The organism is Mycolicibacterium pyrenivorans, from assembly GCF_025821625.1.
GTDB lineage: Bacteria > Actinomycetota > Actinomycetes > Mycobacteriales > Mycobacteriaceae > Mycobacterium > Mycobacterium pyrenivorans.
This window is the reverse complement of record NZ_JACKSH010000269.1, coordinates 1-19528: the sequence shown is the minus strand read 5'-3', so window position 1 is coordinate 19528 and position 19528 is coordinate 1. Positions and strand designations below refer to the sequence as shown.

Here is a 19528-nt window from a genome sequence, read left to right as displayed (position 1 = left end):
GGTCGGTGCCGTTCCCCGCGGGCGTGAGTACCGTCGAATGCATGACTCAAGCTCCCTCGTTGCCGCCGCTGCACATGCGGCGCGACGCGTTCGACCCGACACCCGAACTGCGCGCCGTCCGGGAGGGAGCCGGGGTCACCACCGTCACCAACGCCTTCGGCATGCAGGTCCACCTCGTCACCCGCTACGAGGACGTCAAGACCGTGCTGTCGGACCACGCCAGGTTCTCCAACGGCCGTCCCCCTGGGTTCGTGGTTCCGGGGGCGCCCCCGCAGTCCGAGGAGGAGCAGGCCAGCGCCCGGGCCGGGAACCTGCTGGGTCTGGATCCGCCCGAGCATCAACGGTTGCGCCGCATGCTCACCCCCGAGTTCACCATCCGGCGGATCAAGCGACTGCAGCCGCGCATCGTCGAGATCGTCGACCAACACCTGGATGCGCTGGAAGCCGCGGGCCCGCCCGCCGACCTGGTGGAGCACTTCGCCCTGCCGATCCCGTCGCTGGTGATCTGCGAGTTGCTCGGTGTGCCCTATGCCGACCGCGACGATTTTCAGCGCCGCAGCACACGCCAACTCGACCTGTCCATCCCGATACCCGAACGCCTCGAACTGCAGAAGCAGGGCAGGGCCTACATGCGTTCGTTGGTCGAAGGTGCCAGGGACCGTCCGGGCGACGACATCCTCGGCATGCTGATCCGCGAGCACGGCGATGAACTGACCGACGACGAGCTCATCGGTGTCGCCGGCCTGCTGCTGCTGGCCGGCCACGAGACGACGTCGAACATGCTGGGGCTCGGCACCCTGGCGTTGCTGCGCCATCCCGCAGCACTGGCGGCGGTCCGCGACGATCCCGCCGCGGTGGCACCCGCGATCGAGGAGCTGCTGCGCTGGCTGTCGATCGTGCAGACCGCGATCCCGCGCATCACCACCACCGAGGTGGAGATCTCCGGGGTGTCGATCCCCGCCGGGGAACTGGTGTTCGCGTCCCTGCCGTCGGGCAACAGGGACGGGCACTTCATCGACAACCCGGACACCTTCGACATCAGCCGCGGTGCGCCAGGGCATCTGGCGTTCGGTCACGGTGTGCATCACTGCCTCGGCGCGCCGCTGGCCAGGATGGAGATGCAGATCGCGTTCCCCGCGCTGCTTCGCAGATTTCCCACGCTGTCACTGGCCGAGGAATTCGACGATGTGCAGTTCCGCTCGTTCCACTTCATCTACGGTCTGAAGTCGTTGGAGGTGGGCTGGAGATGAGAGTTTCGGCCGATCGGGAGCTGTGCATCCAGGCGGGCAACTGCGTCATGGTCGCCGGCGAGGTCTTCGATCAGGACGACGACGGCATCGTGGTGGTGCTCGTCGACGAGGTCCCCGAAGACGAGAAAGACCATGCCCGCGAGGCGGTCAAGCTGTGTCCGGCGACCGCGTTGGCGATCGTCGAGGACTGACCTCACCGTCGTCGCCCGGCAGGTCGATCACCCCGGAACGCACCAGCATCACCAGGCTGACCACCAGTACCCACACCGGGAACGCCACCGTCATCCACAGGCTGATGTCGCTGGCGACCAGAACACACAGCGCGACAAGGTAAGTCACGATCACCAACCAGCCGGGCATCAGGCGCGTCCGCAACCAGATGGTGGCCAGCGACATCATGAACACCGCAGCCATCCGCAGCGCGTAGGTGTTGGTGAGCGCGATAAGGAACCCCTGGCCGAAGGCGGCGACCTCGGTGCGGGTGCCTGCCTCCGCCAGGAACTCCTTGCTGGCCAGCAGCCCCGCGCCTGCGGCGGTGGAGACGAAGACCATCGCGAGGAAAAGCAGGCCGCTACCGAGGAACACCGTGGTGAAGAACCTGTCCTCCAACGTGCCGAGCCCGTCGCGCACCACGCCGATGAACCACAGGAACGCGATTCCCGCGAACGGCATCAGCAGCACCGCGAGCCGCAGGCGCCCATCGGCCCCGTCCACCCATTGCGACCCGAGCGCTCCGCCTGCGGGCAGCGCGGTGCGGATCAGTACCAGCGCCGCCCCGAACAGCAGCGCGAACAGCACACCGGCGAACGCCGCAGCCCGAGGTGTCGAGAGGCGGCGGAGGCCGCGGTCAACCGGATGCGTCACCGCCCCATCGTGGCACGCCGAAGGTCAATCCCCGGCCGCAACGGCGTCGCCGGCCGTCACCGTGCGGTTGCCGCCGGCATTCTTGGCGCGGTACATCGCCGTGTCGGCGCGCTCGATGAGTTCGCGGACCGTGTCGCCGTCCTCGATGCGGCCGGTCGCCGCGCCGATGCTCACCGTCGGCACCACCGCGGCGTCACACCGGGCCAGAGCGTCGTGTACGAGCCCGGCCACCCGCAGCACGTCGCGGTGCCCGGCGTCGATCACCACGACGAACTCCTCGCCACCGGTGCGTGCGATCACCGCACGCACCCCGGCGGTCGATACCGCATCCCGCACGGCGTTGGCCACCGCGACCAGGACGCGGTCACCGGCGTCGTGACCGTGACTGTCGTTGATGGTTTTGAACTTGTCGATGTCGACGGCGAGCACACTGACATGTCCCTCGCCCGCCAACACCAGCTCCTCGCCGTCGACGTCGAGGCCACGCCGATTGAGCAGCCGGGTCAGTGGGTCGATCAGCGCATCGACCGCACCCATCCGCAGCGTCAGCAGGTAGGAGTGCACGATCACCGGTACACCGACCACCGTCGGCAACAGCACCAGCAGACGCACCGTGACCACCGCAGCCGAAGTCTCGCCCTGGGCGATGGCCAGCACGTAGAACCACCCGAAGACCAGGACCGTGAAGACCAGATGCGCCAGCAGCGCCCGCGGGCCGTGACCGATCACGATGTAGATGCCATTGGTGGCCAGCAGGGCCAGGCCCGGCATCGCCGTGAACGCATCCTGACACCACGCGATGACCGCGAACACCGCGACGTCGGCGTAGAGCGCGAACACTGCCGACCCACGCTCGGTTGGCCACGGCCCCAGAATCCAGATCACGCCCAACACCGCCGAGCTGATGGCGATCGACAGCACGACCACCCGGCCTCCGGGCGGGCCGCCGTCGACCAATCCCCCCAAGACCGTGAGCAGTGCGGTGAGCCCGTACATCAGGCTGAATCCGCCGATGAACACCTGATGCACCCGCAGGACACCGCGGGCGCGCATATGCCTTACGGTCCAATCGAACTCGAAGGGTTGGCGCCACCAGATCAGCAGGTACTCCCGAATACTCTTTTCCATCGCCCCCCGCGGTGTCTAGGGCTGGCCGGGAAGGAGCCGGATCATCAACCCGTTGGCGTCGGCCAGGAGGCTGCCTTCCGGGTCGCGCAATTCGGCGTTGACGAACGCCTTACGCCCGTCGGCCTCGCGGATCCAGCCCCGCGCGGAAAGCTTGGTGTCGATGGGCGTCACCTTGCGGTACTCGACGTGCAGGAAGGCGGTCCTGCTGATCGGGCGGCCCGCGGCGCGGATCACCATGCCGAACACCGAGTCGAACAGCAGCGGCAGGACCCCGCCGTGCACGGCGTAGTTTCCGCCGACGTGAAAGCGACTGAACTCCACCTGCAACTCGACGCCGTCCGGCTCGAAGCTGGACACCGTCCACGGCGGCATCAGCAGACTGCCCGCGCCGGGCAGCGACGGCACCCGGCTGGCCGGACCGACACCCTCGCCGGCGACGAAGGGGTCGAGCAGTTCGACCAGTCCCTCGACACGGTCGGCCGCCTCGCTCCAGGTGTCACGGTCCGGATTGACCGAGACCGCCAGATCCTGGGCGCGCCGCATCGCCGCGAGGAAGCGCCCGAAACCTGGCCCTGGGTCGGCGGGTTCGAAGACCGGGAAACCGCCGTGGCGGTCGTAGTTGGGGTCGACGCGCCGCGGGTCCAGGCCGTAGTCGCTCACCTCGCGTTCGGTCACTTCTCGGCCAGGATGTCGCGCCGCACGATCGTCTGGTCCCGGCCGGGGCCCACGCCGATGCACGAAACATGCGCTCCGGCAAGCTCTTCGAGCCTGAGAACGTAGTCACGGGCCTTCGCGGGCAGGTCGGCGAACTCTCGCGCACCCGAGATGTCCTCCCACCACCCGGGGAGCTCCTCGTAGATGGGCTCGGCGCGGGCGATGTCGCTCTGGGTCATCGGCATGTCATCGGTGCGCTTCCCGTCGACGCGGTACCCGACGCACACCGGCACCGTCTCCAGGCTGGACAGCACATCGAGCTTGGTCAGGAAGTAGTCGGTGATCCCGTTGACCCTCGTCGCGTAACGGGCGATCACGGCGTCGAACCAACCGCAGCGGCGCCGCCTGCCGGTGGTCACCCCGATCTCGCCACCGGTCTTGGCCAGGTACTCGCCGTTCGCGTCGAACAGCTCGGTCGGGAACGGACCTGAGCCGACGCGCGTGGTGTAGGCCTTCAGGATCCCGAGCACCGTGGTGATCCGCGTCGGGCCGATGCCGGACCCGACCGACGCCCCGCCCGCTGTCGGATTCGACGACGTGACAAAGGGATACGTGCCGTGGTCGACGTCGAGCAGGGTGCCCTGCGATCCCTCCAGCAGCACCGTCTGGCCCTGCTCCAGCGCCGCGTTGAGCAACAGCCGGGTGTCGGCGATGCGGTGCTTGAACCCCTCCGCCTGCGCCAGCAGGGCCTCGACCACCTCCGCGGTGTCCAGCGCCTTGCGGTTGTAGATCTTGACCAGCACCTGGTTCTTGAACTCCAGCGCGCCCTCGATCTTCTCTTCCAGCAGGGTGGGGTCGAGCACGTCGGCCACCCGGATGCCGATGCGCGCGATCTTGTCCTGGTAGCAGGGCCCGATGCCGCGACCGGTGGTGCCGATCTTCTTGCTGCCCGCATAGCGTTCGACGACCTTGTCGATCGCCACGTGATAGGGCATCAACAGGTGGGCGTCGGCGGAGATGAGCAGCCGTTCGGTGTCGACCCCGCGCGCTTCGAGTCCCTGCAGCTCGGTGAGCAGCACCCCCGGGTCGACGACGACGCCGTTGCCGATGACGTTGGTGACACCGGGAGTCAGGACCCCCGACGGGATCAGGTGGAGGGCGAAATTCTCCCCCGTCGGCAGCACCACCGTGTGACCGGCGTTGTTGCCCCCCTGGTAGCGAACGACCCATTGGACCCGGCCACCGAGAAGATCGGTGGCCTTACCTTTGCCCTCGTCACCCCACTGGGCGCCGATGAGGACGATTGCCGGCATGCTGATGTCTCCTGCGTCTCGCGCCTACTCGCGCGCGTACTGCCTCACACTGTGTGCAGCCGGTGAGCTACCTTATCCGACCTGATCGTCGTGCGTTTACAAGGAGCGGATTGACCCCATCCGAAGTCGCGGTTCTGCTGTTCGGCGGCCGCCGGGCTCCCCGCGGGCTGCGCCGCCTTCCCGTCGTCGCCCCCGACGCCGAGCTGGACCGATTCCCCGCATCCGCGCGCCTCGTCGTGATCGGCGCGCCCGCCGACCTGGCCGCGGTGCTGACCCGGCTGCTGCGCGCCGACCGGCTGGACATCGAGGTGGCCCACGTGACACGGCCCTGGCAGGGGCGCCGTGCCCTGACCGGTACCGCCGCCCGGGTTCCCCTCATCCGCGATGAGACGGGGACCGTGGTCGCGCAGGCCGCGTACTGGCTGCCGCAGGAGGGGGTCCGCACGCTCCGCGGCGAGGCGGTGGTCGACGACGAGCGGCTGTTCGACGGCGAGGTGACCGGTGTGCGGGTCGAGCCGATCCCGACGATGCCCGGGCTGCGGGCCACCGTCCTGTCGCGGCGCATGCGTCCGACGCGGTGGGTGACGGGCCGGGCCGCCCAGCTGGGAACCACGGGCGCGGCGGTCGTGCGCGACGGCGAGCCGGGGCCGCGACCCGTGCGGCGGTCGACCTTCTACCGCCATACCGAGGGCTGGCTGCGGGTGGGCCCCAGGTGACCCCGGTAGCTTCGGTGACGTGAGCGTTCGCCCACTGCACCAGGCAGTGCGTCCCAGCCCGATCTTCCTGGCCATCGTGGCGATCACCGCGGCCGGCGGCGTCGTGGCGTGGTTCTCCTCGCCGTCATCCCCCGTCGCTTCGCTCGCCCCGGGACAGATCCGCCCGCTCGCCTACGTCGGCGTCTTCGTCTTCGTCATCTTCGGGTGGCTGGTGTCGCTGTGCCTGCACGAGTTCGGCCACGCCTACACCGCATGGCGGTTCGGCGACCGCGACGTGGCCCTCCGTGGTTATCTCACGCTCAACCCGCTGAAATACTCACACCCGCTGCTGTCGCTCGGGCTGCCGGTGCTGTTCATCGCGCTCGGCGGCATCGGCCTGCCCGGCGGTGCGGTCTACGTGCAGACGGCATCCATGACGACGCGGCAGAAGACGCTGGTCAGCCTGGCGGGCCCGGCAGTCAACCTGCTGTTCGCCGTGGGGATCCTCACGACCATCCGGCTGCTGTACGACCCCGCCCACTCGGTGTTCTGGGCGGGCATGGCGTTCCTCGGATTCCTCCAGGTCACCGCGTTGCTGCTGAACATGCTGCCCATCCCCGGCCTGGACGGCTACGGAGCGCTGGAACCGCACCTGAGCCGCGAGACGCGGCGCGCGTTACAGCCGGCCAAGCAGTGGGGGTTCTTCATCCTGCTGATCCTGCTCATCGCGCCGCCGCTCAACCAGTGGTTCTTCGGCGCGGTGTACTGGTTGTTCGACCTGTCCGGCGTGCCCGCCGCGCTGTCAGCCGCCGGGGGCCAGCTGACCAGGTTCTGGTCCGCCTGGCTGTGAGACCCGTGCGCGCTGCCCCACGGTAGCCCCTTGCAACATATGCATGTTTTCGCATACATTGCTTCGCATGGGTGCGGGACACGATCACGGCCACAGTCACGCCCAGTCGGACACCCGCGTCTCCCGGATGGTCATCGCCGCGGGCATCCTGTCGGTCTTCTTCGTCGTCGAGCTGACCACGGCGCTGGCGATCAACTCGATCGCCCTGCTGGCCGACGCGGGCCACATGCTGACCGACCTGGTGGCCATGTTCATGGGGCTGTCGGCGGTGCTGCTGGCCCGGCGCGGCAGTTCGTCCCCGTCACGGACCTACGGGCGGCACCGCGCCGAGGTGTTCACCGCGGTCGCCAACGCCGCACTGCTGCTCGGGATGGCCTGCTTCATCCTCTACGAGGCGTTCAAGCGGCTCGGGGACGCCCCCGAGATCCCCGGGGTGCCGATGATCGTCGTCGCGCTGGCGGGGCTGCTCGCCAACGGCGTCGTCGTGGCGCTGCTGCGGTCACACTCCCAGGACAGCCTCGCGGTCAAGGGCGCCTACATGGAGGTCCTCGCCGACACCGTCGGCAGCGTCGGCGTGCTGATCGCCGGCATCGTCACGGTCACCACCGCCTGGCCCTACGCCGACGTCGTGGTCGCCGTCCTCGTGGCGCTGTGGGTGCTGCCGCGCGCCATCTCCCTGGCCCGGGCGGCGCTGCGCATCCTGTCCGAGACCTCACCCAGCCACATCGACGTCGATGAGCTGCGGTCGGCGCTGTGCGCCGTCGAGGGCGTCACCGAGGTGCACGATCTGCACGTGTGGACGTTGGTGCCGGGCAAGGACATGGTCACCGCGCACCTGACCAGCAAGCGGGACTCGGCGCTGGTGCTCGACGATGCCCGCGCCGTGCTGACCGCGCGCGGCCTCGACCACTCGACGGTTCAGGTGGAACCCCCGGACGCAGCCGCCGACTGCGAGTGTGAGAGCAACAACCGCTAGACGCCGGATGAGGGCAGTCCGAGATGCCCGCGGGCGGATGGATCGCAGTCGTCGAGCAGGTCCAGGCAACGTTGGTACTCGGGGGTCTCCCCGATTGCGTCGGCGGCACGGGCCAGCGCCGCGACGCAGCGGAGAAAGCCCCGATTGGGTTCGTGCGAGTACGGCACCGGGCCGAAGCCCTTCCAGCCGCTGCGGCGCAACTGATCCAGCCCACGGTGGTAGCCGGTGCGGGCGTAGGCGTACGCGGTGACCGCCTTGTCGTCGTCGAGCGCCTCCTCGGCGAGCAGCGCCCACGCGATCGAGGCCGACGGATGCGCGGCGGCCACGATGGACGGATTCTCCGCGGCATCCAATTCGGCCTCTGCTGCGGGATCGCCGGGCAGCAGCACCGGTTCCGGTCCGAGGAGATCACCCATCCGAGTCATGGACCCATTGTGCAGTGCGCACGCGGGTACTCGTCACCGTGGATGGCTAAGCTTCGCCCGTAGCGTCGTTGGGAAAGACCAGGAGGATCTGATCAGGGATGTCGAACCCCACACCGCCTGACCAACCGGACGAGACGACCGACGAGGTGACGGAGCCGTCCGGGGACGAGGCACCCGACGGCGCGGACGCCGAGACGGAGATACTGCCCGAACCGGAAACCGATCACGAACCGGCCACCGAGATCATGGCGCCCGCCACGCCCCAGGACGAGACCCAGTCCAACGATCCCGGCGAGCGGCGGTTCACCGCGCCATCGGGGTTCGATGCGGGTTCCACGCAGATCATCAACCGGCCCACCGACCCCGCCACCGAGGTGTTCTCGGCCACCGAGAGCGGTGACACCGAGCAGTTCGCCGCCCAGAAACCCGTTGCCCCCCAGATGATCCCGCCCCGCGGCGATGCCCCCAAGGCGCCGAAGAAGAGGCGGAGCTGGGGCTGGGTGGTGGCCATCGTGCTCGTCATCGCGGCGCTGGCGGCCATCGCGATTCTCGGCACCATCCTGCTCACTCGGACGTCCTCGCCCGCGGTGTCCCAGGAGGATCAGGTCCGCTCCACGATCCAGGAATTCGACACCGCCGTGCAGAACGGCGACCTGGCCACGCTGCGCGGCATCACCTGCGGGTCCACCCGGGACAGCTACGTCCGCTATGACGAGCAGGCCTGGGCCGAGACCCACGCCCGGGTGGCCGCAGCCAAGCAGTACCCGGTGGTGGCCAGCATCGATCAGGTGGTGGTCAACGGCGACCACGCCGAGGCCAACGTCACCACGTTCATGGCGTACGCGCCCCAGACGCGCTCGACACGCAGCTTCGACCTGCAGTTCCGCGACGAGCAGTGGAAGATCTGCCAGGCGCCGAGAGGCTGAGACCCGGCGGTATCCAATTGCCGGCTCAGCCGGCGGTATCCAATTGCCGGCTCAGCCGGCGGTCACGCTCCGGCCCGCGCTGTGCAGGTCGTTGCACGCCTCCACGACGCGCTCGCTCATCCCCGCCTCGGCCTTCTTGAAGTAGCTCCGCGGGTCGTAGACCTTCTTGTTGCCGACTTCGCCGTCGACCTTCAGCACGCCGTCGTAGTTGCTGAACATGTGCCCGACGATGGGACGGGTGAACGCGTACTGCGTGTCGGTGTCGACGTTCATCTTGACCACGCCATACCGCAGCGAGTCCTCGATCTCGGACTTGAGCGAGCCCGATCCGCCGTGGAAGACGAAGTCGAACGGCTGGGATCCGTCGGGGAGCCCGAGCTTGGCCGTGGCGACCTTCTGGCCTTCGGCCAGGATCTCCGGCTTGAGCACCACGTTGCCCGGCTTGTAGACACCGTGGACGTTGCCGAACGTGGCGGCCAGCAGGTACTTGCCGTGCTCACCCGCGCCGAGAGCCTCGATGGTCTTCTCGAAGTCCTCGGCTGAGGTGTAGAGCTTGTCGTTGATCTCGGCCTCGACGCCGTCCTCTTCTCCGCCGACCACCCCGATCTCGATCTCCAGGATGATCTTGGCCGCGGCCGCCTGCTTGAGAAGCTCCTGCGCGATCGACAGGTTCTCGTCGATGGGTACCGCCGAGCCGTCCCACATGTGCGACTGGAACAGAGGATTGCGACCCTTGGCGACGCGCTCTGCGGAGATGGCGAGCAGCGGCCGGACGTAGGTGTCCAGCTTGTCCTTCGGGCAGTGGTCGGTGTGCAGCGCGACGGTGATCGGGTACCGCTCGGCGATGACATGCGCGAACTCCGCCAGCGCCACCGCGCCGGTGACCATGTCCTTGACCCCGAGACCGGACGCGAATTCCGCACCGCCGGTGGAGAACTGGATGATGCCGTCGGATCCGGCGTCCGCGAAGCCCTTGATGGCGGCGTTCAGGCTCTCCGAGCCGACACAGTTGATCGCCGGGAACGCGAAGGAGTGCTCCTTGGCGCGGGCCAGCATCTCGGCGTAGACCTCGGGCGTGGCGATGGGCATGGCGTTTCCTCTCGACTGAGCGTTGGTCGCAAGTATGTCAAGAACGATGCGCGCTCACACGGTCAGAACCATCCGGTAGCGCGCCCGGCCCTCGTCCATCGCGGCGTACGCTTCAGCAGCCTGCGCCAACGGCAGTTCCTCCACCTTCGCCCGCACCCCGGACAGCAGTGCGAAGTGCATCGTCTCCTCGACGTCGCGCGAGGTGCCCGACGGGTGGCCGGCCACCGACAGCCCGGAGTTGATCAGGTCGAGCGGGCTGATCGGCAGGTTCTCGGGGGTTACGCCGACGGCGACCAGTTCCCCTGCCGGGCCCAGGCCGCCGACGGTCGCGGCCATGGCGGCGGCGTTGTTGGCCGTGGCCAGCACGACGGCGGCGCCACCGAGCTTCTTCAGTTCCGCGGCGACATCCTGCGCCGTCGAGTCGATGTAATGGTGTGCGCCCAGTTGTGTGGCCTCCTCGGCCCTACCGGTGCCATGGGCGATCGCGACCGTCTCGAACCCCATCGCCCTGGAGAACTGCACGCCGAGGTGACCCAGCCCGCCGACACCGAGGATCGCGACCAGGTCGCCGGCCTTGGCGCGCGTCTCGCGTAGCCCGTTGAACGTCGTCACACCCGCGCAGCCCATGGGTGCGGCTTCGACGAACGACAGCCCGTCCGGAATCCGCGCCAGCGCCGTTACCGGCGCCGTCACCGATTCCGCGTAGCCGCCGGGGTAATGCCAGCTCGGCACCTGCATGCGCTCGCACTGCATGAACGAGCCCTTCCGGCAGGGGATGCAACGGTTGCAGTTTCCGCCGAACCACCCGACGGCCACCCGGTCGCCGACTTCGAAGTCCTCGACACCATCCCCGACCTGAGCCACCGTTCCCGCGATCTCGTGCCCCAGAGTGATCGGCCACTGCAGTCCGGGAAAGTGGCCTGCGTAGAACTCCCGGTCGGTGCCGCAGACACCGCACGCCGCGACGGCGATGCGCACGTGGCCTGCCGACGGAGCCTCGGTGTCGACGTCGACGACGGTGAGGGACTCATTGGCGGAGGCGACCTGGACGGCCTTGTGCGTGGGCATACCCAAGCCTAAGTCGACCGCGCGGATTCGGGACCCGCGTTCACCCGCCGGTACCCTTGGGACCCGTGGTCGTCGACACCCTTGCGCTGATGCCCGATTTCCTGGACCCGATCAACCTTCTGAGCTACTTCGGAACCTGGGCGCTGATCGGGTTGCTGGTGGTGGTCTTCGTCGAGTCCGGCGTGCTGTTCCCGGTCCTGCCCGGCGATTCGCTGCTGTTCGTGGCGGGGATGCTCGCCGCAGGCACCGCCGCCGCCGCCCAGGACGGCACCGTCCAGGCCAACTTCGAGCTCTGGCAGCTGGTGGTGTTCATCCCGATCGCCGCGGTGCTCGGCGGCCAGGTGGGCTACTGGATCGGTCGCAACGTCGGCACGGCGATGTTCAAGCCCAACGCCCGGTTCCTCAAGCAGCGCTACCTCGACGAGGCACACCTGTTCTTCGAGCAGCGCGGGCCGTTCGCGATCGTCATCGCCCGTTTCGTCCCGATCGTGCGCACGCTCGCGCCCATCACCGCGGGCGCGGCCAAGATGAACTACGGGGTCTTCACCCTCTACAACGCCGTCGGGGCGGCCGTGTGGGGAATCGGCCTGACGGTGCTCGGCTACTGGCTCGGCCGGTTCGAGATCATCCAGAAGCTCCTCGAGCCCATCGTGATCGGGATCGTGGTGCTCTCGGTGCTGCCGATGGCAATCGAGTGGTACAAGCGACGCAAGGCCGCCAAGCAGGCAGGCATCCCGACGCCGCCCATGGAATCCGGTGAGCAGACGGCCTAGCGCTCCCGGGTCTGCTCCAGTGCGCGGATGAGGCTGGCGGCGTCCCACGGCCCCTTGTGCCGTTTGCCGTTGACGAACAGCGTGGGCGTCGCGTTGAGGTCCATCTCCTCGGCGTCCTCCGCGTCGTCGGTCACGCGGTGCAGCACCTTCGACGAGTGCACCCGCACGTCCTGATCGAACTGTTCGATGTCGCATCCGGCGGTCACGGCGTAGCGGTACATGTCCGACCACTCCAGGTCGTCCTGGTGATCGAACAGTTCGTGCGCCATCTCCCAGAACCTGCCCTGCAGTGCGGCGGCTTCGCTGGCCCGCGCGGCGTCGAACGCACGTGGATGCGCCCGCTCGAGCGGGAAGTGCCGCCACACGTAGCGCAGCTCCTCACCGAAATGGGCGCGCACCTCGTCGATCGCGCCGGTGGCCCGGCTGCAGAACGGGCATTCGAAGTCGCCGTACTCCACCAGCGTCAGCGGCGCGTCATGGCTACCGCGGATGTGGTCGCGATCGGGGTCGACGGGCCGCAGCAGCTTCATCCCGACCGGTTCGGGAGGGCTGAGCCAGTCGGTGATCCGGAAGATCGCCCAGCCGAGTGCGAACGCGATCACCGATGCCGCGAGCACGCCGATGCGCGCCTGGTCCTGCCTGCCGGGCTCGGAGATCGCGATGTCGACGATGAACAGCGAGATGGTGAAGCCGATCCCCGACAGCGCGGCACCGCCGGCGATCCGGCGCAGCGTGAGCCCGGGCGCGAGCTGGCCCAGCCGGGTGCGGCGCATGAACCAGGTGGCGCCGGTGATGCCGACGAACTTGCCGATCACCAGGCCGGCGACGATCCCCCACGTCAGGGGCGACCGCAGGGCCGTCGACAGGCTCTGGGCGTCCAGCAGCACCCCGGCGTTGACCAACGCGAACAGCGGCAGGACCACGAACGACACCGTGGGCCCCACGGTGGTCTGCAACCTCTCGTTGATCGAGATCGACTCCCGCAGCGAGCGACTCGCCGCGCGGGCGTACTGCGAGTTCGGTGACTGACGGAACGCGCGGATCTGGTCGACGGCCCGTTCCACCGGGCGACGCTCGGGAGTGAACACCGGGATCATCAGCGCCACCACGACCCCGGCCAGCGTCGGGTGAATCCCGGCCAGGTACAGCGCGATCCACAGCGCCACCCCAAGCACGGCGTACGCCGGCCCTCGTATCCCCGGCGGCAGATAACGCACCAGCGCCAGCGCGCCGATCAGTGTCACCGACACGATCAGCGGGCCGACCTGGATACTGTCGGAGTAGAACAGCGCGATCGCACACAGCGCTCCGACGTCGTCCACCACCGCGAGCGTGAGAAGGAAGATCCGCACGCGCGCAGGGAACTTGGGCTTGATGATCGCCAGCGCGCCGACCAGGAACGCGGTGTCGGTGGAGATCACCACACCCCATGCCTGAGCGTTCTCACCGGAGGGGTTGAACACCAGGAACACCACGGCCGGTATCACCAGCCCGGCGGCGGCGGCGACCACCGGCACCGCGGCCCGCGACCGGTCGGTGAGCTCACCGATGGAGAACTCCCTGGTCACCTCCAGCCCGACGATGAAGAAGAAGAACGTCATCAGGGCGTCGTTGACGAGGTGCTTGACCGTCATCTCGAAGTGGTGTTCACCGAAGGCGAGGCCGACGTGTGTGTCGAGCAGCTCCGAATAGCTCTGCGCCCAAGGAGAATTCGCCCACAGGATGGCGATGACGGTGAACGCGAGCAGCAGTGCTGCGGCCGTGTTGTCGGTGGTCCTGGTGGCCTTGCTGCCGCGACCGAGCCGCGCCGGGAGCAGCGGGAAACCCCGCTGCGTCGTCGGTTCAGTCACTGATCGGCGGCTACATCGTCAGCTGAGCCCGCAACGGTGTGGGCGGCTTCCATCAACATCCATCCCGACAGCTGCACCGAGAGATCCCGCTCCGGGATCTCCGAGGAGTTGACGGCGCCCTCGACGAACTCCGCGTCCTTCGACGCCGCCGTCGGCAGCTCGGCGGTCCGCTCCCAGAACGCACCGAACAGCGGGAGGCCGTCGACGTTCTGGCGGTTGTCCCAGGCGGCCCTCGCCGAGGACAGCACCACCGAACGCGCAGTCCCACAAGCCTTCTCGTCCTCGGGACCGCGCCGGGGCAGCGCGGTGGTCACCAGCGCGAGGTAGCGCGCCAGGATCCCGTTGAACAAGCCACCGTCACCGCCGCCCGCGCCCTTGATCACACCGCCGGGCGCCATGTGCTCGGCAACCGCGGCCACCAGGCGGTGCACACGCTCGGCATGGTCGGCGTCCTCGGTGCGCACGGCCAGTTCGGTCTCCAGTCCCAGCACCACGCCTTGGCAGTAGGTGTACTGCGCGCGCACCAGCGAGCCGGACTGGATGCCGTCGAAGACCAGATGGGTCTCCGGGTCGATCAGCGTCTCGTCGATCCAGTCGGCCATCTGCTGCGCCCGCCGCAGTCGGTCGTCATGACGGGCGAGGAAGACACCGGCGGGTCCGTTGGCCGGTGCGTTGAAGAACTGATCCTGCTTGCGCCACGGTATGCCGCCGCCGTCCTCGGGCACCCACGCGTTGAGGAACTGCTCGGCGAGCTTGTCGAGTGCCCTGTGCCGGCCCACGCCGGTCAGCCGGCCCGCGCGCTCGAGCGCCAGCGCCAGCCATGCCATGTCGTCGTAGTAGTCGTTGACCCATTTGCCGGTGTTTCGCAGCCGATGCCCTCGGATCTGCCGGGCGATCGACTTCAGGCGTTCCGGATCGGGATCGCGAACCTGCGCGTCGACCAGGTTGTCGAGGAGGTGGGCCTGCCACCAGTAGTGCCAGGTGCCGAACCGCCGGTGCCGCCGGGCGGCAGGCCACGCGACCACACCGAGTTGGGTGCCCGGCAGGCCCCACAGCCGCTTCAGGTGCCGCTTCGCGATCGCTGCTTCCGCACTGGCGGCGCGGTTGGCCCACAACTGATCCATGGTGTTGATCCTGCCTTAACGAACGTCCCGAAGCTATGAGACAGTTTTGTCTCAAGTGAGATAGAGTTGTCGCATGTCGGGGACACGTGACGAGTTGCTGCGCGCCGCAGCCGACTTTCTCGGGCGTCGCCCGAACGCCACCCAGGATGAGATCGCCAGCGCCGTCGGGGTGAGCAGGGCGACGCTTCACCGGCATTTCTCCGGAAGGGCCGCGCTGATGGAGGCGCTCGAGGCGCTCGCCGTCGCCGAGATGCGTGAGGTGTTGAGGCGTGTCCGGCTCGACGAGGGGTCGGCCACCGAGGCGCTGTGCCGGCTCGTCGCGGCATGCGAGCCGGTGTCGCCGTATATGGCCCTGCTGTACAGCCAGAGCCAGGAGCTCGACCTCGAGGCCACGCTGGATGCGTGGCAGGAGATCGACACCGAGATCACGTCGCTGTTCGAGCGCGGGCAGCGCGACGGTGACTTCCGGCCCGACCTCACCGCGGCGTGGCTGACCGAGGCGTTCTACAGCCTGGTCGAAGGGACGGCGTGGGCCATCCGCGCGGGCCGCGTCGCCGCCCGCGACTTCGACCGCCTGATCACCGACCTGCTACTCAACGGAGTGCGCACCTCATGAACCGCCGCTGGTTCGCTCTCGGCATCCTCACGATGGCCGTCCTGCTGATCGGCATCGACGGCACGGTGCTCGCGTTGGCGACCCCATTCATCAGCGCCGACCTCGGTACCACCGGCACCCAGATCCTCTGGATCGGCGACATCTACTCCTTCGTGCTGGCCGCACTGCTGATCAGCATGGGCAGCCTCGGCGACCGCATCGGACACAAGAGGCTGCTGCTCTGCGGCGCAACGGCATTCGCGGTCGTCTCGGCGATCACGGCGTACTCGTCGACCCCGGAGATGTTGATCGTGACCCGCGCGCTGCTCGGCATGGCAGGCGCGACCCTGACCCCTGCCACCCTGGCGCTGATCCGCGGCCTGTTCCCGGACCAGCGCGAGCGCAGCATCGCCGTCGGCGTGTGGGCCTCGGCGTTCTCCGCGGGCGCCGCGCTGGGGCCGGTCGTCGGCGGGGTGCTGCTCGAACACTTCTGGTGGGGATCGGTCTTCCTGATCAACGTCCCGGTGATGCTGGTCCTGCTCGTCGGCGGCGTCGTGCTGCTGCCCGAGCACCGCAACCCCGAACCGGGGCCGTGGGACCTGCCGAGCGTGGCCCTGTCCATGGTCGGGATGCTCGGCGTGGTGTACGGCATCAAGGAGGGGTTCACCGGCCTGGCCCACGGTCTGCGCGTGGACGCCGTCATCGCCGGTGCCGTCGGCGCGACGGTGTTGACGTTGTTCGTCCGACGCCAGTTGCGGCTGCCCACGCCGCTGATCGACGTGCGGTTGTTCCGCAACCCGGTGTTCACCGGCGTCGTCTCCGCCAACCTGCTGTCCGTGCTCGGCCTGTCCGGCCTGGTGTTCTTCCTGTCGCAGTACTTCCAGCTGGTGCACGGTTACGGTCCCCTCAAGGCGGGCCTGGCCGAACTGCCCGCCGCGGTCACGGCGACGGTGTTCGGTGTCCTCGCCGGTGTGGCCGTGCGCTACGTCTCCCACCGGTTGGTGCTCACCACGGGGTTGACGCTGGTCGGTGTCGCCATGGCCTCCCTGGCGGCGTCGCTCACACTATTCACGCCCGTGACGCCCTACCTGCCGCTGGGCGCTGCGCTGTTCGTGGTCGGCGTCGGCCTCGGCCTGGCGTTCACTGTCGCCAGCGATGTCATCCTGGCGAGCGTGCCCAGGGAGAGGGCCGGCTCGGCGGCGGCGGTGTCCGAGACCGCCTACGAGCTCGGGATGGCGCTGGGCATCGCGACGCTGGGTTCGATCGTCACCGCCGTGTACCGGACCGTCGCGATCGCCCCCAGCGTCCCCTCCGACGTCGCCGCCGAGGCGCGTGACTCGCTGCCCGGCGCCCTGCGCGCCGCGGAGGCGCTGCCCGCGAGCCAGGCGACCGAGCTGCTGACGGCCGCCAGGACGGCGTTCACCGACGGCCTGGCGCTCGCCTCCGGAGTCGGCGCCGCGCTGCTGCTGACCGCGGCTGCCGCCGTCTGGCTGCTCCTGCGGCCGCGCGACGCCTTACCAGGCTCGGTCGAGATCGGCGTGCTGGCGGATCCAGGTGTGCATGGCGATCCCCGCGGCGACCGCTGCGTTGATGCTGCGTGTGGAGCCGAACTGGGCGATCGACACTGTTGATCGGGCGCCCGCCGTCGCCTCGGCCGTGATCCCCGGCCCCTCCTGGCCGAAGATCAGCAGGCAGCCGCGCGGCAACGTGACGTCCTCGATCCGTGAAGCGCCGGGGACATTGTCGACCGCCACCACCGACAAACCGGCCTGCGCGGCGAAGTCCAGCAGGTCGGCGGTCGTGTCGTGGTGGCGCAGCCGCTGGTACCGGTCGGTGACCATGGCGCCGCGCCGATTCCAGCGGCGGCGGCCGACGATGTGGACCGTGTCGACGGCGAACGCGTTGGCGGTGCGCACGACCGCGCCGATGTTGGCGTCATTGCCGAAGTTCTCGATCGCCACGTGCAGCACGTGCCTGCGCTCGTCGATGTCGGCGACGATGGCTTCCCTGCTCCAATAGCGGTAGGCGTCAACGACATTGCGGGTGTCACCGGTGCGCAACAGCTCCGGGTCGTAGCGGGGGTCGTCGGGCAGCGGCCCCGGCCAGGGCCCCACCCCGTGACCCTCGCCCCACTCGGTGGGTCCGGGAACGTCGGATTCAGTCATCCTTGGGGATCTTCGGTCCACACCGCCGCATGCGTCCCCGACAGCGACACCGTCGCGTAGAGAAGTGCGGCATTGATCTCGCCCTGGGTGCACAACGACGCACGGACCTGCACCGCGTCCCGCGATGCCTCCGGCAGCACGAGCACCGACGCGCCGTAGACGCTGCACGCATAGCTCAGGCCCCGGCCCGGCAGCGTGGGAGCGGCCAGCACCATCATCGGACCGCCGCGCTGAGCCGAGTCGTCGCGGTAACGCGCTGCCAGGCCGTCGATTTCGAGTCCGAGGAGCATGTAGCCGTTTCCTTCGAACGCGGCCGGGTCGCCGAGCGCCGGGGGCTCGATCCTTTCCCCGTCCGCCCGGAACGCGTCCACACTCGTCGTCCGCACCGTCAGGCCCGTGTCGTTCTCGTTGGTGGGCATCACCCCGACCGGGAACGCCGCCGGGTACGCGGCGGTGGTGCCTGCGATTCGGTCGCGCGGGGAGTAGACGTACACCCCGCGCACCTGGGACTGATCCCGCAGCGGGCCGAGGCACACGGTGCCCGTCAACCGGTCCGGAGTAGGAGCCGACAACGGTTGGATGTCAAGGCTTGTCACGTCTTCGCAGCCGCCCAGGCCCGGTGACTCGACCGGATGCGCCAACGCACCGTAGAGGCCGAACCTGACGTCCCGGGTTCGGCGTGCGCCGCGCCCTCCTGCGAGGGTGACGCCTCGACGTCGACCAGGACGTAGTCGGCGTCGAATCGCAGATTGGCCACCGCCATGTTCCAGCCGAGAATCGCCAACGATTCGCCGAACGCCGCGCGCGCGGAGGAGAAGACGTCGGCGCGACGTTCTTCCCCCGAACAAGAGGTGGCGGCAAGCACGATCGCCACCAGGATCGCGATTACCCGCACTGGGCCTCAGGTACGGTCACGGCCCTTGCCCACAACTCTGGTCAAGGCGCGCACCACGTTTCGTGGCACCATGCGCCCGCCGGTGGTCAGCGCCTTGTACTGCAGCCCCGGGATGATGACAACCCTGCCCTTGGCGATGCCGGCCATCGTCTCGCGGACCACGTCGTCGACCTCGAGCCACAGAAACGACGCCGTGCCCGCCATGTCGATGCCGGCCCGCTCGTGGAACTCGGTGTGGACGAACCCGGGGCACAGGGCGTGCACCCCGACGCCCTTCCCGCCGAGACCGTTGGCCAGCCCCTCGGAGAACGAGACCACCCACGCTTTGGACGCCGAGTACGTCGACCCCCGCCCCGGCAGCAGCCCGGCGACGCTGGCCACGTTGAGCACCGTGCCCGTGCCCGCGGCCAGCATGGACGGCAGCGCGGCGTGGGTGAGCTGCATGACGGCGGTGACGTTGACGTCGAGCTGGGCCTGCAGCGTCTCGAAATCGGTGGACCAGAACTCTCCCGCCGTGCCGAAGCCCGCGTTGTTCACCAGGACCTGCACCCCGGCCCGCAGCCGCTCGGCGACCCGCTCCCGGTCGGCGGCGACGGCCAGGTCCGCGGGAATGACCTCGACCTGCGCACCGGCCTCGTCCCGCAACTCCGCGGCCAGGCATTCCAGCCGTTCCACATCCCGGGCGACCAGCACCAGGTCGTACCCGTCGACCGCGTACCGGCGTGCGAAACCCTCACCCAGCCCGGACGTCGGCCCGGTGATCGCGGCGACGGGGCGGGACATGCCCCAGAGGATACTTACCGCTGATAGTGGGCCGACTGCCGACCGTTGCGCGACGGCGGCGGCGTGCGGCGCAGCGGGTCGGGCCGCGGCGCGGCCGCATCGGAG

At 68.9% G+C, this 19528-nt stretch carries 20 protein-coding genes and 1 pseudogene; 9 read left to right on the top strand and 12 right to left on the bottom strand.

All coding sequences use genetic code 11. The features are described from left to right. Window positions 1-41 precede the first annotated feature (41 nt). Together H7I57_RS29525 and H7I57_RS29520 are read left to right on the top strand one after the other, a co-directional pair. Window positions 42-1250 (top strand): cytochrome P450, encoded by a 1209-nt coding sequence (locus tag H7I57_RS29525; RefSeq protein ID WP_264028076.1) that lies wholly within the window; start codon window positions 42-44, stop codon window positions 1248-1250. Further along, a complete protein-coding gene (locus tag H7I57_RS29520; RefSeq protein WP_264028075.1) occupies window positions 1247-1441 on the top strand; it encodes a ferredoxin in 195 nt (64 codons plus the stop codon). The genes H7I57_RS29525 and H7I57_RS29520 overlap by 4 nt, the downstream gene beginning before the upstream one ends. On the opposite strand, the gene H7I57_RS29515 is transcribed toward H7I57_RS29520, so the two are convergent. From H7I57_RS29515 to H7I57_RS29500, 4 genes are all read right to left on the bottom strand, one after another. Further along, window positions 1398-2114 (bottom strand): hypothetical protein, encoded by a 717-nt coding sequence (locus H7I57_RS29515; protein WP_264028074.1) that lies wholly within the window; start codon window positions 2112-2114, stop codon window positions 1398-1400. The two genes, H7I57_RS29520 and H7I57_RS29515, sit on opposite strands and share 44 nt — an antisense overlap. 24 nt (window positions 2115-2138) lie before the next feature. Beyond that, the gene (locus tag H7I57_RS29510; protein WP_264028073.1) at window positions 2139-3167 is read right to left on the bottom strand and encodes a GGDEF domain-containing protein; all 1029 of its coding nucleotides are present in this window, start codon (window positions 3165-3167) and stop codon (window positions 2139-2141) included. A gap of 90 nt (window positions 3168-3257) precedes the next feature. Beyond that, complete coding sequence (locus tag H7I57_RS29505; RefSeq protein WP_264028128.1) at window positions 3258-3902, bottom strand: PaaI family thioesterase; 645 nt, start codon at window positions 3900-3902, stop codon at window positions 3258-3260. A gap of 11 nt (window positions 3903-3913) precedes the next feature. Further along, window positions 3914-5209 (bottom strand): adenylosuccinate synthase, encoded by a 1296-nt coding sequence (locus tag H7I57_RS29500; protein ID WP_264028072.1) that lies wholly within the window; start codon window positions 5207-5209, stop codon window positions 3914-3916. 110 nt (window positions 5210-5319) lie between these two features. Here H7I57_RS29500 and H7I57_RS29495 point away from each other — a divergent pair, with 110 nt between their 5' ends. The 3 genes from H7I57_RS29495 (at window position 5320) to H7I57_RS29485 (ending at window position 7730) form a co-directional block, all read left to right on the top strand. After that, window positions 5320-5925, top strand: a complete 606-nt coding sequence (locus H7I57_RS29495; RefSeq protein ID WP_264028071.1) for a peptidase M50 — start codon at window positions 5320-5322, stop codon at window positions 5923-5925. A gap of 19 nt (window positions 5926-5944) precedes the next feature. Further along, a complete protein-coding gene (locus H7I57_RS29490; protein WP_264028070.1) occupies window positions 5945-6754 on the top strand; it encodes a site-2 protease family protein in 810 nt (269 codons plus the stop codon). A gap of 67 nt (window positions 6755-6821) precedes the next feature. Next, entirely contained in the window at window positions 6822-7730 is a 909-nt protein-coding gene (locus H7I57_RS29485) for a cation diffusion facilitator family transporter (protein ID WP_264028068.1), read from the top strand. On the opposite strand, the gene H7I57_RS29480 is transcribed toward H7I57_RS29485, so the two are convergent. Next, on the bottom strand, window positions 7727-8155 hold the full coding sequence (locus H7I57_RS29480; RefSeq protein ID WP_264028066.1) for a DUF3151 domain-containing protein: 429 nt from the start codon (window positions 8153-8155) through the stop codon (window positions 7727-7729). The two genes, H7I57_RS29485 and H7I57_RS29480, sit on opposite strands and share 4 nt — an antisense overlap. A 98-nt stretch (window positions 8156-8253) precedes the next feature. On the opposite strand from H7I57_RS29480, the gene H7I57_RS29475 reads away from it, so the two are divergent. Then, entirely contained in the window at window positions 8254-9081 is an 828-nt protein-coding gene (locus H7I57_RS29475) for an Rv0361 family membrane protein (protein WP_264028065.1), read from the top strand. A 51-nt stretch (window positions 9082-9132) separates the two neighbouring features. Here the strand turns inward: H7I57_RS29475 and fbaA are convergent, their stop codons facing one another. Beyond that, window positions 9133-10170, bottom strand: coding sequence for a class II fructose-bisphosphate aldolase (gene fbaA, locus H7I57_RS29470; RefSeq protein ID WP_264028064.1), 1038 nt, complete (start codon window positions 10168-10170; stop codon window positions 9133-9135). Window positions 10171-10224: 54 nt separating this feature from the next. Beyond that, entirely contained in the window at window positions 10225-11238 is a 1014-nt protein-coding gene (locus H7I57_RS29465; RefSeq protein WP_264028063.1) for an alcohol dehydrogenase catalytic domain-containing protein, read from the bottom strand. A gap of 89 nt (window positions 11239-11327) precedes the next feature. On the opposite strand from H7I57_RS29465, the gene H7I57_RS29460 reads away from it, so the two are divergent. Further along, entirely contained in the window at window positions 11328-12011 is a 684-nt protein-coding gene (locus H7I57_RS29460) for a DedA family protein (RefSeq protein WP_264028127.1), read from the top strand. On the opposite strand, the gene nhaA is transcribed toward H7I57_RS29460, so the two are convergent. Both nhaA and H7I57_RS29450 read right to left on the bottom strand, forming a co-directional pair. Further along, on the bottom strand, window positions 12008-13861 hold the full coding sequence (nhaA, locus tag H7I57_RS29455; protein ID WP_264028062.1) for a Na+/H+ antiporter NhaA: 1854 nt from the start codon (window positions 13859-13861) through the stop codon (window positions 12008-12010). The two genes, H7I57_RS29460 and nhaA, sit on opposite strands and share 4 nt — an antisense overlap. Then, complete coding sequence (locus H7I57_RS29450; RefSeq protein ID WP_264028061.1) at window positions 13858-14985, bottom strand: glycoside hydrolase family 76 protein; 1128 nt, start codon at window positions 14983-14985, stop codon at window positions 13858-13860. The genes nhaA and H7I57_RS29450 overlap by 4 nt, the downstream gene beginning before the upstream one ends. Window positions 14986-15058: 73 nt before the next feature. Here H7I57_RS29450 and H7I57_RS29445 point away from each other — a divergent pair, with 73 nt between their 5' ends. Both H7I57_RS29445 and H7I57_RS29440 read left to right on the top strand, forming a co-directional pair. Then, the gene (locus H7I57_RS29445; RefSeq protein ID WP_264028060.1) at window positions 15059-15601 is read left to right on the top strand and encodes a TetR/AcrR family transcriptional regulator; all 543 of its coding nucleotides are present in this window, start codon (window positions 15059-15061) and stop codon (window positions 15599-15601) included. Then, complete coding sequence (locus H7I57_RS29440; protein ID WP_264028059.1) at window positions 15598-17211, top strand: MFS transporter; 1614 nt, start codon at window positions 15598-15600, stop codon at window positions 17209-17211. Before H7I57_RS29445 ends, H7I57_RS29440 begins: the two co-directional genes overlap by 4 nt. Here H7I57_RS29440 and H7I57_RS29435 read toward each other — a convergent pair. The 3 genes and pseudogenes from H7I57_RS29435 to H7I57_RS29425 all read right to left on the bottom strand — a co-directional run bounded on the left by H7I57_RS29435 (window position 17095) and on the right by H7I57_RS29425 (window position 19423). After that, window positions 17095-17745: a TrmH family RNA methyltransferase gene (locus H7I57_RS29435; protein WP_264028057.1), complete on the bottom strand. Its 651-nt coding sequence runs from the start codon at window positions 17743-17745 to the stop codon at window positions 17095-17097. The two genes, H7I57_RS29440 and H7I57_RS29435, sit on opposite strands and share 117 nt — an antisense overlap. Beyond that, window positions 17742-18640, bottom strand: a pseudogene (locus H7I57_RS29430) (hypothetical protein). Before H7I57_RS29430 ends, H7I57_RS29435 begins: the two are co-directional and overlap by 4 nt. Before the next feature lie 6 nt (window positions 18641-18646). Then, on the bottom strand, window positions 18647-19423 hold the full coding sequence (locus H7I57_RS29425) for an SDR family NAD(P)-dependent oxidoreductase (protein WP_264028056.1): 777 nt from the start codon (window positions 19421-19423) through the stop codon (window positions 18647-18649). Window positions 19424-19528: the final 105 nt, after the last annotated feature.